General features: G+C 69.0%; 14 protein-coding genes and 5 tRNA genes. 4 read left to right on the top strand and 15 right to left on the bottom strand.

Annotated elements, in window-relative coordinates; translation table 11 throughout:
• Positions 1 to 184 precede the first annotated feature (184 nt).
• The 13 genes from rplL to WMF27_RS02170 form a co-directional block, all read right to left on the bottom strand.
• On the bottom strand, positions 185 to 571 hold the full coding sequence (gene rplL / locus WMF27_RS02230; RefSeq protein ID WP_437297491.1) for a 50S ribosomal protein L7/L12: 387 nt from the start codon (positions 569 to 571) through the stop codon (positions 185 to 187).
• Between the two features lie 98 nt (positions 572 to 669).
• The gene (rplJ, locus tag WMF27_RS02225; RefSeq protein ID WP_437761910.1) at positions 670 to 1,200 is read right to left on the bottom strand and encodes a 50S ribosomal protein L10; all 531 of its coding nucleotides are present in this window, start codon (positions 1,198 to 1,200) and stop codon (positions 670 to 672) included.
• Positions 1,201 to 1,203: 3 nt separating this feature from the next.
• Entirely contained in the window at positions 1,204 to 1,914 is a 711-nt protein-coding gene (rplA, locus tag WMF27_RS02220) for a 50S ribosomal protein L1 (protein WP_012233042.1), read from the bottom strand.
• A 149-nt stretch (positions 1,915 to 2,063) separates the two neighbouring features.
• Positions 2,064 to 2,507, bottom strand: a complete 444-nt coding sequence (rplK, locus tag WMF27_RS02215; RefSeq protein ID WP_437761911.1) for a 50S ribosomal protein L11 — start codon at positions 2,505 to 2,507, stop codon at positions 2,064 to 2,066.
• A gap of 117 nt (positions 2,508 to 2,624) precedes the next feature.
• Positions 2,625 to 3,155 (bottom strand): transcription termination/antitermination protein NusG, encoded by a 531-nt coding sequence (gene nusG / locus WMF27_RS02210; RefSeq protein WP_012233040.1) that lies wholly within the window; start codon positions 3,153 to 3,155, stop codon positions 2,625 to 2,627.
• Between the two features lie 30 nt (positions 3,156 to 3,185).
• Positions 3,186 to 3,815, bottom strand: a complete 630-nt coding sequence (secE, locus tag WMF27_RS02205; protein WP_437761912.1) for a preprotein translocase subunit SecE — start codon at positions 3,813 to 3,815, stop codon at positions 3,186 to 3,188.
• A gap of 88 nt (positions 3,816 to 3,903) precedes the next feature.
• Positions 3,904 to 3,976 (bottom strand) — tRNA-Trp (locus WMF27_RS02200).
• 29 nt (positions 3,977 to 4,005) lie between these two features.
• Positions 4,006 to 4,176: a 50S ribosomal protein L33 gene (rpmG, locus tag WMF27_RS02195; protein ID WP_012233038.1), complete on the bottom strand. Its 171-nt coding sequence runs from the start codon at positions 4,174 to 4,176 to the stop codon at positions 4,006 to 4,008.
• Between the two features lie 9 nt (positions 4,177 to 4,185).
• Positions 4,186 to 5,376, bottom strand: a complete 1,191-nt coding sequence (tuf, locus tag WMF27_RS02190; protein WP_437761913.1) for an elongation factor Tu — start codon at positions 5,374 to 5,376, stop codon at positions 4,186 to 4,188.
• A 52-nt stretch (positions 5,377 to 5,428) separates the two neighbouring features.
• Positions 5,429 to 5,504, bottom strand: a tRNA-Thr gene (locus tag WMF27_RS02185).
• Between the two features lie 16 nt (positions 5,505 to 5,520).
• Positions 5,521 to 5,593 (bottom strand) — tRNA-Gly (locus tag WMF27_RS02180).
• A 74-nt stretch (positions 5,594 to 5,667) separates the two neighbouring features.
• Positions 5,668 to 5,749, bottom strand: a tRNA-Tyr gene (locus WMF27_RS02175).
• 81 nt (positions 5,750 to 5,830) lie between these two features.
• Positions 5,831 to 5,903, bottom strand: a tRNA-Thr gene (locus WMF27_RS02170).
• A gap of 736 nt (positions 5,904 to 6,639) precedes the next feature.
• Between WMF27_RS02170 and WMF27_RS02165 the strand changes: the two genes are divergently transcribed.
• Together WMF27_RS02165 and WMF27_RS02160 are read left to right on the top strand one after the other, a co-directional pair.
• Complete coding sequence (locus tag WMF27_RS02165; protein ID WP_437761914.1) at positions 6,640 to 8,448, top strand: serine/threonine-protein kinase; 1,809 nt, start codon at positions 6,640 to 6,642, stop codon at positions 8,446 to 8,448.
• A gap of 187 nt (positions 8,449 to 8,635) precedes the next feature.
• Complete coding sequence (locus WMF27_RS02160; RefSeq protein ID WP_437761915.1) at positions 8,636 to 8,929, top strand: hypothetical protein; 294 nt, start codon at positions 8,636 to 8,638, stop codon at positions 8,927 to 8,929.
• A gap of 187 nt (positions 8,930 to 9,116) precedes the next feature.
• Here WMF27_RS02160 and WMF27_RS02155 read toward each other — a convergent pair whose 3' ends face one another.
• Together WMF27_RS02155 and WMF27_RS02150 are read right to left on the bottom strand one after the other, a co-directional pair.
• Positions 9,117 to 10,595: an MXAN_5187 C-terminal domain-containing protein gene (locus tag WMF27_RS02155; RefSeq protein ID WP_437761916.1), complete on the bottom strand. Its 1,479-nt coding sequence runs from the start codon at positions 10,593 to 10,595 to the stop codon at positions 9,117 to 9,119.
• Positions 10,596 to 10,600: 5 nt separating this feature from the next.
• Positions 10,601 to 11,353 carry a hypothetical protein gene (locus tag WMF27_RS02150; protein ID WP_437761917.1) on the bottom strand — a complete coding sequence of 251 codons (753 nt, stop codon included), beginning with the start codon at positions 11,351 to 11,353 and terminating at the stop codon, positions 10,601 to 10,603.
• 217 nt (positions 11,354 to 11,570) lie between these two features.
• On the opposite strand from WMF27_RS02150, the gene WMF27_RS02145 reads away from it, so the two are divergent.
• Positions 11,571 to 13,037: a prolipoprotein diacylglyceryl transferase gene (locus WMF27_RS02145; RefSeq protein ID WP_437761918.1), complete on the top strand. Its 1,467-nt coding sequence runs from the start codon at positions 11,571 to 11,573 to the stop codon at positions 13,035 to 13,037.
• 3 nt (positions 13,038 to 13,040) lie between these two features.
• Positions 13,041 to 13,730, top strand: a complete 690-nt coding sequence (gene hisIE, locus WMF27_RS02140; protein WP_437761919.1) for a bifunctional phosphoribosyl-AMP cyclohydrolase/phosphoribosyl-ATP diphosphatase HisIE — start codon at positions 13,041 to 13,043, stop codon at positions 13,728 to 13,730.
• Positions 13,731 to 13,817 lie beyond the last annotated feature (87 nt).

Here is a 13,817-nt window from a genome sequence, read left to right as displayed (position 1 = left end):
CCCGCACCCGCGGTCCTCTTCAGGATTGACCGAGGACCCGTACTCGCGGCCCTCTTCAGCGTTGCGCGAGGGCCCGCAAACGCGGTCCCGTTCATCAGACAAAAGCGGGACGTGCGGCAGGGACGACCGCCCCTGCCGCCGTCCGCCGGCGGATCCCGATTTCCCTTGCAGGGAGCGGTGATCGTTACTTGAGCTCGACGGTAGCACCTGCCTCGACGAGCTTCTTCTTCATCTCCTCCGCGTCCGCCTTGGAAACCTGCTCCTTGACGGTCTTCGGCGCGGCCTCGACCAGGTCCTTCGCCTCCTTCAGGCCCAGACCGGTGATCTCGCGGATCGCCTTGATGACGCCGATCTTGTTGCTGCCGGCGTTCGCGAGGATGACGTCGAACTCGGTCTGCTCCGGGGCCTTCTCGGCCGGAGCGGCGGCCGCCGGGCCGGCCGCGACGGCGACGGCCGCGGGGGCAGCCTTGACGCCCCACTTGTTCTCGAGGTCCTTGATGAGCTCGGCGATCTGGATGACAGGGAGGTTGGAGAGGTAATCGACGACCTGCTCGCGCGTGATCTCAGCCATTGCAAGACTCCTTCAAACTCTTCTGCGCGCCCCGGGGAGGGGGCCATGTAAACCAAAACCAGACGGGCGCAAGGCCCAATTGATACGAAAGCACCCTCTCAGGCCTGCTTGCCCGCTTCCTCTTCCTTCGCCTTCAAGAGATAGGCGAAATTCTGGAGAGGCGCGTTGAGCTGCTGCACGAACTGCTGGAGCGGCGCCTGCAGCGTCGCGAGCAGCATGGCACGAAGCTCATCCTTGCCGGGCATCGTCGCGAGCTGCGTCTCGACGGCGTCCCCCGAGAGGATCTGCCCCTCGATGAGCCCCGCCTTGATCTGCAGCTTCTGGTTGTCCTTGCGGAACGCCTTGACGACCTTGGCTGCCGCGCTCGGATCCTCGTAGCTCCAGGCCACGCCGGTCATGCCGGTCAGGCTCTTCGAGAGGGTCTTCGCCCAGGGGTGCTCCTTGATGGCGTGGCGGACGAGCGTGTTCTTCACGACCCGGTACTCCACGCCGGACTTCCGGAACTCATCGCGAAGCTTGGTGACCGCCTCGACGTTCATCCCCTTGAAGTCCAGGAAGACCGCGGAAGTCATCCGCTCGAACTTCTGCCGGACGGAGCCGATCAGCACTTCCTTCTGGGATCGTTCCATGGGCTACGCCTCCTCCGTCTTGCCGATGAAGTGGACCGGGTCGATGCGAACCCCGGGGCCCATCGTCGAAGACATCGTGATGCTCCGGAGGTAGATGCCCTTCGCCGTCGCCGGCTTGGCCCGGACGAGCGCCTGGATCAACGCGTCCGCGTTCACGTGGAGCGCGTTCTCCGCGAAGGAGACCTTGCCGATCCGCGCGTGCACGATGCCCGCCTTCTCGACGCGGTACTCCACCTTGCCGGCCTTCGCCTCCGAGACGGCCGTCTTCACGTCGAACGTCACGGTCCCGACCTTCGGGTTCGGCATCAGGCCGCGCGGACCGAGGATACGGCCGAGCTTGCCCACCAGACCCATCATGTCGGGCGTGGCGATCACGCGATCGAAGTCCATGAAGCCTTCCTGGACCTTGTTCACGAGATCCGCCTCGCCGACGAAGTCGGCGCCGGCCGCCTCGGCCTCCTTGGCCTTCTCGCCCTTGGCGAAGACCAGGACCCGGAGCGACTGCCCCGTCCCATGCGGGAGCACGACCGCGCCACGGACCATCTGGTCCGCGTGCCGCGGGTTGACACCCAGCCGGACCGCGAGGTCCACCGTCTCGTCGAACTTGGCGGGCGCCGCTTGCTTCACGAGCGCGCACGCCTCCTGCAATGTGTACTTTCGAGCGCGGTCGACGACTGCCCGCGCTGCGACTTTCTTCTTGGCGACTTTCGGCACATGCCCTCCTTCTTAACGGCTCTCGCCTCCCACGGTGCGCCTCAAACTACCGTGGTAAGTCTTGCTTCTGGCCCGCTGGACGCCCCTCTCGGGGCGCCAGCGCGGCGGGGCGCTGCATCCCCGAGACGGCGGGGAGCGCCACGACCACCTCAGTCGACGACGTCGATGCCCATCGAGCGCGCCGTGCCCGCCATGCTGCGCATCGCGGACTCGAGGTTCGTCGTGTTCATGTCCTGCATCTTGAGCTGGGCAAGCTCCTGCAGCTGCTTGTGCGTGACCTTGCCCACCTTGACCTTGTTGGGCTCCTTGGAGCCCGCGCCCGGCTTCTTCTTCGTCTCCAGCCCCGCCGCCTTCTTGAGGAGCACGGAGGCCGGCGGCGTCTTCATGATGAACGTGAACGAGCGGTCCGAGTAGACCGTGATCACCACCGGGATGATCATGTCCCCCTGCGCCGCCGTCCGCGAGTTGAAGTCCTTGCAGAACGCCATGATGTTGACGCCGTGCTGGCCGAGCGCCGGACCGACGGGGGGCGACGGGTTGGCCTTGCCCGCCGGAAGCTGCAGCTTCACGTACCCTGTGACTTTCTTCGCCATGATGAATCTCGCACCCTATCGAACCGCCGCCCGACGGGCGGTCTACCATTCAGAGAAACAGCGAAGCACCGCGGAGGCGCGGTGCTCGCCCGCAGGTTTGCAGCCGTCCGTTCCTGGCTAGCGCTTCTCCACGGCTGAGAAGTCGAGCTCAACGCTGGTGGGTCGGCCGAAGATGCTGACCTTCACCTTGAGCTTCTGCTTGTCCATCTTCACGTCATCGACCGTGCCGGTGAAGTTCGCGAAGGCGCCGTCGAGGACCCGCACCTCCTCACCCACCTCGAACGTGAGCCGCGGCTTCGGCTTGACCGCCCCTTCGACGATCCCCCGCCGGAGATTGTCGATCTGGACGATCGGGACCTCCTGCGGCGTCTGGTTGCCGATGAAGCCGGTCACCTTGGGCGTGTCCTTGACCAGGTGCCAGACCTGCTCGTTCATCTCCATCTCCACGAAGATGTAGCCGGGCAGACTGAGCTTCTGACGAACGCGGGTCTTACCGCCGGGACGGTTCTCCGTGACCGTCTCGCTCGGGATGAGGATCTCGCCAAACCGATCTTCCAGGCTGTACTGCTTCACGCGCTGCTGGAGCGCGTCGCGCACCTTCGCCTCGTATCCCGAGTAGGTATGGATGACGTACCACTTCTTGGCCATGGCGCTTGATTCCCTCAGGGTCTCCCTGCTTCAGCTTCCATCGCCGTAAACGATGTTGGTCACGAATGCCCAGAAGCGGTCGAGCAGCGCCAGGTAGAGGGTCGCCACGGTGGTCGTCGCGATGACGACGAACGTCGCATTCGTCACCTCTTTCTTGGTCGGCCACTTCACCTTCGCCAGCTCGGCGGCGACATCGTCGCTCCAGGCGCGAAGCTCGGCGTTGCGGAACGCGCGCAACACGACGACCAGCGCGATGACGCCGCCGGCGATCATGCCGTACGTCGTCTTGTCGTCGTCACCCACCGCGGAGAGCGCCGGCAGCGCCCGGCTGAACCAGTCCTTGTTGGCGAGGGTCGCCCAGACGCCATGGACGACCTTGCCGAGCAGGTAGGCGAGCAGCATCCCCGCGGCGAAGAAGCCGGCGAGCACATAGCGCTCCGAGCCGAGCTGAGCGGCCGCGACCTCCTCGTCCTCGGCCTCGTCGGCGTCGTTCGATTCATCGGCACGCGGCGCCCCGGCGTCCTTCGCGTCAGCAGCCCCCGTCCCCTCGCTCTGCGTCACGAGGGACGAGTCCTCGGCAGGCGAGCCCGGTCCGGATTCTTCCGGCGCCTCGTCCCCCGCGACCTTCGTCGGCGGCTTGTCTTTTTGACCCTTCGCCATAACAACACCAAACGCGCCGACCCGCGGCAGACAACTGCCTGCTCGGTGAGGATCCAGGGGGCGGCCCTGAGGCGCCCACATCCCCCGGCAGGGGCAGAGAGGCTCGAACTCCCGACCTGCGGATTTGGAATCCGCTGCTCTACCAACTGAGCTATACCCCTAGAATCGCTGCGCCTTCCCGAGCACTCGTTCACTTCGTCTCGTCGTGAACCGTGTGCTTCTTGCACTGCTTGCAGAACTTCTTGAGCGACACCACCTGGTCCGGCGCCTTCGTGGTCTTGTAGTTCCGCGACTTGCACTCGCGGCAGGCCAGTGAGACGGCGATGCGCGCCGCACGCCACCCACCGGCCTGCTCGCCCACGTCGGCCTCCTACGCGAGGATCTTGGTGACGACGCCGGCGCCCACCGTCTTGCCGCCCTCGCGGATGGCGAAGCGCATCTGCTCCTCCAGCGCGACCGGGGCGATGAGCTCGATCGTCATCGTGATGTTGTCGCCCGGCATCACCATCTTCACCCCCTCGGGGAGGTTCACCGTGCCGGTCACGTCCGTCGTCCGGATGTAGAACTGCGGCCGGTAGTTGGTGAAGAACGGCGTGTGGCGCCCGCCCTCCTCCTTCTTGAGGACGTACACCTCACCGGTGAACTTCGTGTGCGGCGTGATCGACCCGGGCTTCGCCAGCACCTGGCCGCGCTCGATCTCTTCCTTCTCCACGCCGCGGAGCAGACATCCGACGTTGTCGCCCGCCTGCCCCTGATCGAGCAGCTTGCGGAACATCTCGACGCCGGTCACGACCGACTTCTTCGTGTCCTTGAAGCCGATGATCTGCACCTCGTCGCCGACCTTGATCACGCCGCGCTCGATGCGGCCCGTGGCCACCGTGCCGCGGCCCTTGATCGAGAACACGTCCTCGATCGCCATCAGGAACGGCTTGTCGATGTCGCGCACCGGCTCGGGGATGTAGCTGTCCAGCGCGCTGAGCAGCTGCTGGATCGTCTCCTCCCACTTCGGGTCGCCCTGAAGCGCGGGCAGCGACGCGCCACGGACCACCGGCGCGTTGTCCCCGTCGAACTTGTACTTCGACAGGAGCTCGCGGACCTCCATCTCGACCAGGTCGAGCATCTCCGGGTCGTCCACCGCGTCGCACTTGTTGAGGAACACGACGATGTGGTTCAGGCCGACCTGCCGGGCGAGCAGCACGTGCTCGCGCGTCTGCGGCATCACGCTGTCGAGCGCCGACACGACGAGGATCGCCCCGTCCATCTGCGCCGCGCCGGTGATCATGTTCTTGATGTAGTCGGCGTGCCCGGGGCAGTCGACGTGCGCGTAGTGGCGGTTCGCCGACTCGTACTCGACGTGCGCCGCCGCGATGGTCACCGTCTTCGTCTCGTCACGGACCGTCCCGCCCTTCGCGATGTCGGCGTACGAGATCGCCTTCGCCAGGTTGCGCTTCGACTGCACCTTGACGAGCGCCGCCGTGAGCGTGGTCTTGCCGTGGTCGATGTGGCCGATGGTGCCCACGTTCACGTGCGGCTTCGTACGAGTGAATTTCTCCTTGGCCATCGAGATGTCTCCTGCCGAAATGAAGTTCGCGGCTGCGTTTCGCTGTCCTCGCTGGAGCCCACCATCGGGATTGAACCGACGACCTCGTCCTTACCAAGGACGTGCTCTGCCAACTGAGCTAGGTGGGCAAACGACCGACCACGGAGCGGGCGACCGGGTTCGAACCGGCGACGTTCAGCTTGGAAGGCTGACGCTCTACCAACTGAGCTACGCCCGCGGGCTTCCGTCGAGAGTGACCCCGGCGGATCTGGTTCCTGGTCGGACCGCCTTCGGAGCGAGACGTCGCTCCGGTGGAGGGTGATGGATTCGAACCATCGTAGGCATTGCCGGCAGATTTACAGTCTGCTCCCTTTGGCCGCTCGGGCAACCCTCCAGATTTTCTCTATTTATTAGATTTTACCGGCTTTGTCTCTGCCTTGACCTCCCGAACCACCGACCTGTTGCCCTGCATCGGAGCTGACGAGGGGACTTGAACCCCTAACCCCCTGCTTACAAGGCAGGTGCTCTACCGATTGAGCTACGCCAGCGGCATCCACCCGCTGCCCGTCCCCGGGCTCCGGGAAACGTGCGTGCTGACCTAGCGAAATGTCCCAAGACCGATCACTTCTGTGCGAGCAATCAACTCCCGGCCCTGCTGGACCGCCTGCCTGCACGGTTCGGAGTGTCCCGACCGGGCTGGACCGCAGCGAGGTGAAGCTGTTGGTGCCGCTCACGTCGCTCCGAAGGTAGACGAGTCCCGCGAAGGGAGGAGGCTCTTAGCCCCCTGCAAGAGACGTGTCAAGCGGTGTGCATCGTTTTCGTCCGTTTCGCTGGAATCGGCTGCGAGAGCGCTGTCTGACCGCGCCGTCGAGCTGGGCGGTCCAGAGCGCCGGCGTCCTCCGACGGCGCCGATCTCGCTCGAGCGCTCCCGATTTTCAAGGGCGGACGTCTGAGGAGCACGCTCCCGCGGCGCGCGGCGCAGCGGCGAGGCGCTCACGCAGCTGCTCGCCCGGGCCGCGAGCCCGCGCCGAACGCCGCGCGCTGCGACGGCGCGCCTCGGGCAAGCAGCCGCGTGAGCGCAAACGCTAGCGAAGACGAAGGGCGCGAAGACGACGACGAGGACGAGGGCGCGCGTCGGCCGCGCCTCGGGCGAGCGAGAGGTCCCTTGCGCTCCGCTCGCGGCTGCTGCGATCCTGCCCGGCGCACGCTCGCCCGGGCGCGCCGCGGAGCGGCCCGAGGCGACGATCGCGTTCCGTCATGCTTCGGGGGTAGAGGTTCGATCGCATGGAATGTCCCGCTTGCCATCAGCCAAACATCGATGGGGCGCGCTTCTGCGCCACGTGCGGCGCGCTCCTCCCTGTCGCGCCGGTGGAAGCAGACCCGCTCATCGGCGCCATCGTCGGCGGCCGGTTCCGCATCATCGGCGTGCTCGGCGAGGGCGGGATGGGCCGCGTTTACGACGGCGAGCAGCCGATGGGGACGTCGGTGCGGAAGGTCGCCATCAAGACGCTCCTCTCGCAGCACGCGAAGGATCCGCAGGTGGTCGCGCGCTTCATGCGGGAGTGCGGCACGGTCAGCGAGCTCGAGCACCCGAACACCATCAAGGTCTACGACTTCGGGCAGACGAACACCGGGGAGCTCTACATCGCGATGGAGCTCCTCAACGGGCAGTCGCTGGAGACGGCGCTCGAGCGGGGCGGCGCGCTCTCTCCCGAGCGCGTCGATCGCATCATCGCGCAGACGTGCGGGTCGCTCCAGGAGGCCCACGAGAAGGGGATCGTCCACCGCGACCTGAAGCCCGCCAACATCTTTTTGACCAAGCGCGCCGGCGAGGAGGACTACGTCAAGGTCCTCGACTTCGGCATCGCGAAGCGCGACGAGCGCAGCGCCAAGGCCGAGCAGAAGCTGACCCAGCAGGGGACGGTGCTCGGCACCCCGCCGTACATGAGCCCCGAGCAGTTCACGGGGACCGAGCTCGACGCGCGGAGCGACGTCTACTCGCTCGGCGTGCTGACCTACGAGATGCTCACCGGGCGCCTGCCGTTCGACGCCGACACGCCGTGGGCATGGGCGACGCAGCACATGACGGCGCAGCCGTTCCCGTTCGAGGCCGTGCCGATGGGCGCCGCGGCCCCGCCGAAGATGAAGGCGGCCGTCATGAGGGCCCTCAGCAAGAGGCGCGAGGACCGGCAGCAGTCGGCGCGGGAGTTCTACGAGGATCTCACGATCGGCGCGGGCGCCCGCCTCTCGGTGCTCGCGGCGGCGCCGCGGACCCTCGTCGGGAGCGAGGCGCCGACCAGCGGGACGGCGCTGATGCCGTCGCGCTCGGGTCAGACGCAGCTCGGGGAGCCGCTGTTCGTCGCGGGGCCGCCCACGGGATCGGGACCGCTGAGGACCGTCGTCAACCATCAGGCCCATCAGGCCGCGACGGTCATGGATCAGGCGGTCGTGCCGGCGCACCCGGCCGTGCCCACGGGCAGCGGCCAGGTGTTCCCCGCGCCGCCGCCGGCGCCGCAGAAGAGCAAGGCAGCCCCGATCCTCGCCGCGGTCGCGGCCGTCGCGGTGCTCGGCGTCGTGGGCGTCGTCATGATGACGAAGGGGAGCGGCGGGAGCACGACGGAGGAGAGCACGTCGACCGCGATCCCGCTGCCCACGGGCGCGCCGTCGGTGACCGTGGCGTCGGATCCCGTGGGCACGCCCACGAGCACGCCCACCGCCACCCCGGAGCCTCCCCCGCCCGAGCCCACCGGCCCGGACAAGGCGGCTCCGGACAAGACGGCTCCGGACACCCCGAAGAGCACGTCGACGCCGACCGCGACCACCGGGCCCAAGGTGCCGCCGCCCGGCAACGAGAAGGCGGAGCAGGAGTGCAGGGCCGCGATCAACCTGGCGAACGGCGGCAACACCGATCTCGCAGTGAAGCGCTTCGCGTCGTGCGATGGCCCCAAGAAGGCCGAGGCGAGGGCCGCCATCAGCGCGAGCGCCAAGCGGGCAGTCGCGTCCAAGGGGTGTGCGGCGAAGTCCCACGCCTTGGCCGCCGCGCGGATCGGGGCGGGTGAGGCGATGTCCCAGCTGCCAGCGCAATGTCGGTAAAGGCGGCGGGCCGGATCGGACACAACGCTCAGCGGGTCCCGGCTGTTCCAGGCTTGCCTTGACGCCTGATTTTGACCGGTGCTAGATCCTGCCTCGACAGTTCTGAAAGTTCAGTGGACGCCGCGTCCTGGCTTAGTTTGGTCGGCGCTTGACTTTGGAACATGGGGGAGAAGGTCGCTCACGGGAAATGGGCAGTAAGATTCGTTTGGCCGCGCCTCGAATGAGCTGGCGCGACATATGTCGATCCAAAGAGTTCGCTGGGCGATGGATCGCCCTTGACAATGTCAAATACGTTCAAGGCTGTTCCCAGCCGGCCGAAGCCGACGTCGTGGACGCCGACGATGACCTGGCCGACTTGTGCGCGAGGATGCGCGAGGCCGACCGCACGGCGTGTGCGATCCTCTTCGTCGAGGACGACACCGGAGTACCTGCGCGGGTCCAGCGACTGCCGCAGCTTTGGCGCCGCGTCGCCCATCACTGATCCGCCGGAACATTCTCACCCGCCCAGTCCGGCCGTCTGACGACGGCGAGCGCCCTCGGGAGCGTCTCAGCGAACCGAGCGTGCCTCGGGACGCCCACGCTCCTGGCGTTCGCCGCGCCGAACGTCGGTCGCGCGCCGGTCCCCGCCTCGGGACGCCGCGTCCGCCCTGCCGCCAGCCGATCTTCGGCTACTTGAGGATCGGCTTCAGCAGGGTCTTGCCGTCCTTGACGACGACATCGTAGTCGACGGACTTGGCCGGGTTCGTCGCACGCAGCTTCGCGGCCTGCGCGCGGAGGCTCTCGGCCAGGCGCTCGTAGGTGACGCCGGCCGTCGACTCACGCGCGGCGCGCTTCGTCTCGACGTACTTCGCGTAGATCTGACGCAGCCGCTGCTCCGGGAGCTCGTCGTCGCGCGCAGCCGATCGCTGCGGGGGCGCGGGTCGCGCGCGCACCGCGGCGTCGAGGCCGGCGCGCGCGGCCTCCGGGGGGCGCGACGGCGTCCGCGGCGCCGTATGCCGAGCGCCGCTCGCCGCGCCGGCCTCGGCGGCGGGCGGCGCGGTGGAGCGGCGGCGCCGGGCCGACGGCGGGCGCTCCGAGTGGACGCGCTCCTGCCGCCTCGCTCCGGTGCCCTTCGCTTCGCCCGCAGCGGTCGCTGGGGCTTCGGCCGGAGCGCCAGGAGAAGGCTTGACGGGGCCCGGGGGCGGCGGTCGCTTCGGAGCGGGCGGAGGCTCGGGCGCGACGTCCGTCAACGCGTCCGGGGGCCCGGCCGCGGCCTTCGCCGCGTCGCCGGCCTTGGTGCGCTGAGCGCGCATCTCCGCCGCGAGCTCGGCGAGCCGCTGACGGCTGTTCGCGCCCGCCGCAGGCTGAGCCTTGTCGGCGGCCGGGCGCGCCGGCGGCCTCGCGCCTGCTGGCGAGGCCTCGGCCGGCTTCGCCTCTGCCGGCTTGCTCTCCGCCGGCTTCTGCTGGGGCCTGGTCAGGCCGAGCCCCCGGGGCAGCCCTCCCAGCGGCGCGGGCTTCACGGCCGCGGCGGCCTGCGGCATGGCAGGCGGCGCGAGCGCGGGGCGCACCGGCGAGCTGGCGGGCGCCGCGCTCGACGCCTCCGGCGCGGTCAGCGGCGCGACCGCGGCGCGGGGCGCGGGCTGCTCGGCGGCCAGCGCGGCCAGCGATCGCTTTCCCAGAAGCGACGCGGCGGGCAAAGGCGGGGGCGCCAGCGTGACCGCCTCGTCGTCGACGTCGATCTCGTCTTGATCGCCGCTGTCATCGGCGCGGTGGACCGGCTCGCGCGCTGTCTCCTGCTCCTCGGCGAGCTCCGCGTAGCGCTCTGCCCGCTTGCGGCCGACGATCGTGAGCGCTTCCTTCGCTCCGACCCGCTTCGCTGCGCGGATGACGTCGCGGCGGTACGTGCCGTTCTCGATCTCGCGCGAGATGCGGCCCCAGTACTGCTGGAACGTGTTGTAGCGCTGGATCAGCATCTGGAACTTGAACCGGAGCCCGGTGTTCCTGATCTGCTCCCGCCGCATCACCCAGATGCGACGCTCGACGTCCTTGCGCGGGATGAGCGGCTCCAGCCGTTCGATCCCCATGAAGTACTGCTCGTAGAGCGCGCGCAGCCGCTCGATGCGCGTCTCCAGCTCCTCGAGCTCCCGTTCGACCTCGCCCGATTCCATCGCGGCTAGAGGGGCGTGATGCGCAGGTTGTCGAAGCAGACCGGCGCATCCCATGCGTTGAAGCCCATGTGCTCGTGCCCTGGACCGGAGAGCGGCGCAGGGTCGCTGAGCTCCAGGTACTCGACGTCGTTCACCGACCAGGAGAGGGTCCTGCCGTCACGACGCTCTATCCGGAAGCGATACGGTTGCCCCGGCGCGACTGGCCGCGCGCGGTCGTCGTCGCTGTCCGGATCCACGTCGATCTCCAGCCGTTCGGCGCTGTGCTCGTCGAGGCGCGCGAGCACGTGCTTCGTGTTCTTCCACCCTCCGAGGATCACGAGGTAGCTCGTCGCGTTCGTGTAGCTCGCCGCCGTCGCCCCGCTCCGACCGTCTCCCCAGAGCTCGACCTTGAGATCACCGTCCGGGGCCTCGGCGATGGCGTCGAACTCGATCCGGGCGTTCTCCGGCAGCGGCCGCTTCAACCACACGCCGCGGTTCCTCGCGGCGCGCACGCAGAGCTGCCCCTCGTCGATGGCCCACTTTGGGCTCAAGGCGTTCCAGTCGGCGCCGAGCGCCGGCCGGTTGAAGTCGTCCTCGAACACGCCCGCCCCCGGCGCTCCCGGAGCGGCGCCCGCGGTCTGCGAGGAGACCGTCGGCGCGACCGTCCCGGCTGGCCGCGCGCTCACGTCCCCCGTGGCCGGCCCTTCGGGAACACACGCCGCGCTCACGAGCAGTCCAGGCACTGCGAGGACCCCGACGGTGGCACGGCCAGAGAGCACGGAATCGATGCTAGCAGCGGCGCGCGCGGACTTCGAGAGCCGCTTCGCGGGCGCCCCGTCGACAGGGTGGGGAGAACATCGCGCAGCGCCGGCGGCCCGGGCACATCGAGATCGCCCGGCGCGGTTGGACCCGCGTCAGCGAACGCTTTGGCTCGCTGCGTCATGCGCGAGAGACGATGCTTGATGGTCCCCAAGCCCAGGCGTAAGGAGAGGCGCCATGCATCCCATCCTGTTCCGCGTCCCGCTGCCCGCCTGGACCGTGCCCCTTCTCTGGGTCTTCCTGATCGCTGCGGGCATCGCTTTCGCGGGCGCGATCGGGCTGCTCATCGCGAAGAACAAGCCAGGCGCGACGGCCGCGGGCATCGCAGGCGTCGCGCTCGCGGCGATCGCCTCCCAGGTCACGGAGCAGACCTACACCCTGGGTCCGCTGCCCATCTATAGCTACGGTGTCATGCTCGGGCTCTCGCTCGTCGTCGGCTGGTACCTGACGCTCGGGCTCGCGGAGCGCGACGGCCTGCCGAAGGAGACGATGGCCAACTGCTACGTCGTCACCGCCGGCGCCGCGGTCATCGGGTCCCGCGTGCTCTACATCCTCACGAACCTCGACGAGTTCGACTCGTTCAGCGCGATGTTCGACATCCGCCGCGGCGGGCTGGTGGCGTACGGCGGCTTCCTGGGCGGCTTCCTGGGCTCGTACCTGTTCCTGCGCTCCCATCGCATCCCGCTGCTCCCCTGGGCCGACGTCGCCGTCCCGAGCCTCGCCTCGGGCCTGATGATCACGCGCATCGGGTGTTACCTCTTCGGCTGCGACTTCGGCCGGCCGCTCGGCGAGACGGCGCCCGCCTGGCTGAAGAAGCTCGGCACGTTCCCGCGCTGGGCCGAGGGCACGCTGGACCACGGCAGCGGGTCCCCGGCGTGGGTGCAGCACGTCAAGGAGCGCGGGCTGGATCCGAGCTCCGAGGCGTCGCTCGCCGTGCACCCGACGCAGATCTACGAGGCGCTCGTCGGCGCAGGGCTGCTCGCGCTCCTGCTCCTCGCGCGCCGCCGGCAGAAGTTCCGTGGCGAGATCTTCCTCATCTTCACGTTCTCCTACGGCGTCTGCCGCTACCTGCTCGAGCTCCTCCGCGACGACGCGGAGCGCGGCTCGATCCCTCCGTCGCTTTCGGAGCACGTGTTGCTCCCGGCCGGCCTCGTGATCTTCGCCGTGGCGTACACGATCGGGTTCTCCCACCTCCTCCGCGACAACACGGTGCGCAAGGTGACGCAGGTGCTCTCCTTCGTCCCCGCGATCGCCCTGTACCTGGCCCTCAGGCCGGAGACGTTCGCCGCCTCCGCGACCCTCCAGTACTCGACCTCCCAGGCCGTCGCGCTGGCGACGGGGCTCGCCGCCTCGATCGCGTTCGCTGTCTATCACAAGGCCGCCCTGGACCACCCGGAGCAGGCGATGGCGCTCAGCCTCCCGGGGAGCCCCGCCGCGGCCGCCGACAAGCAAGCGGACGGCGACGACGACGAGGACCAGGACGACGAGGACGAGGACGACACGCCGGGAAAGAAGCGGACCGCGCCGTCGAAGGCCGGCGACGCGCCGCCGCGGGCCAGGCGCGGCAGCGCAAAGGACGAAGGCCGGGCGACGGCCCGCGAACACGGCGCCGCCGAGGCGCCCGACACCACCGGAGAGGCATAGACCGTGAAGATCGCATTCGGAGAGGGCAAGCTCGTACCGGCCGTCGTGCAGGATCGGCTGACCGGGCAGGTCCGGATGCTCGCGTACATGACGCGGGAGTCGCTCGCCAGGACGCTCGAGACGGGGCGCGCCACCTTCTTCAGCCGATCGCGCGGCGAGCTCTGGGAGAAGGGGGCGACGAGCGGCAACACGCTCGCCGTGACGAGCGTCCACGCCGACTGCGACGGCGATGCGCTCCTGATCCTCGCGGAGCCCCGCGGCCCGACGTGCCACACGGGGAGCGCGAGCTGCTTCTTCCGGCAGGTCGATGCCCGCGGCGACGGGGAGCCCGAGGCCGCCGACGAGGGGCAGGACGCGTCCGCGCTGCTCGAGTCCCTCGAGCGCGAGATCGAGGCGCGCAAGGCGTCGTCGGCGACGAAGAGCTACACCCGGAAGCTGCTCGACGGAGGGGCGCCGCTCATCGGCGCAAAGCTCGGCGAGGAGGCCGGCGAGCTGGCCCAGGCGATCGCCGGAGAGAGCGACGAGCGCGTCGCGTCCGAAGCGGCGGACGTCATCTACCACCTGCTGGTCGGCCTCGCGTCGCGCGGCGTCCCGCTGCGCGCGGTGCTCTCGGCGCTCGCGTCACGCATGGGCACGAGCGGCCTCGTCGAGAAGGCGTCGCGGGCACAGAAGGACAGCTCGGGAAAGCCGTGACGCGCCGCGCGCCGCTGCCTCGATGCGGCGGCGGCGCACGCGAGAGCGAGGCGGCAGGCGGCGAGGCTTCGCCGCCGCAGCTGCGCG

Origin of the sequence: Sorangium sp. So ce281, from assembly GCF_051527395.1 — a bacterium.
In the GTDB taxonomy this organism is placed as follows: domain Bacteria; phylum Myxococcota_A; class Polyangia; order Polyangiales; family Polyangiaceae; genus Sorangium; species Sorangium cellulosum_B.
This window is presented reverse-complemented; position numbering and strand designations above follow the sequence as displayed.

What these genes read in the sequence shown, in the direction of transcription:
- rplL (WP_437297491.1), bottom strand. Translation starts at nt 571, where the DNA reads ATGGCTGAGATCACGCGCGAGCAGGTCGTCGATTACCTCTCCAACCTC.
- WMF27_RS02165 (WP_437761914.1), top strand. Translation starts at nt 6,640, where the DNA reads ATGGAATGTCCCGCTTGCCATCAGCCAAACATCGATGGGGCGCGCTTC.
- WMF27_RS02145 (WP_437761918.1), top strand. Translation starts at nt 11,571, where the DNA reads ATGCATCCCATCCTGTTCCGCGTCCCGCTGCCCGCCTGGACCGTGCCC.
- rplJ (WP_437761910.1), bottom strand. Translation starts at nt 1,200, where the DNA reads ATGGAACGATCCCAGAAGGAAGTGCTGATCGGCTCCGTCCGGCAGAAG.
- tuf (WP_437761913.1), bottom strand. Translation starts at nt 5,376, where the DNA reads ATGGCCAAGGAGAAATTCACTCGTACGAAGCCGCACGTGAACGTGGGC.
- rplK (WP_437761911.1), bottom strand. Translation starts at nt 2,507, where the DNA reads ATGGCGAAGAAAGTCACAGGGTACGTGAAGCTGCAGCTTCCGGCGGGC.
- secE (WP_437761912.1), bottom strand. Translation starts at nt 3,815, where the DNA reads ATGGCGAAGGGTCAAAAAGACAAGCCGCCGACGAAGGTCGCGGGGGAC.
- WMF27_RS02155 (WP_437761916.1), bottom strand. Translation starts at nt 10,595, where the DNA reads ATGGAATCGGGCGAGGTCGAACGGGAGCTCGAGGAGCTGGAGACGCGC.
- nusG (WP_012233040.1), bottom strand. Translation starts at nt 3,155, where the DNA reads ATGGCCAAGAAGTGGTACGTCATCCATACCTACTCGGGATACGAGGCG.
- WMF27_RS02160 (WP_437761915.1), top strand. Translation starts at nt 8,636, where the DNA reads ATGGGCAGTAAGATTCGTTTGGCCGCGCCTCGAATGAGCTGGCGCGAC.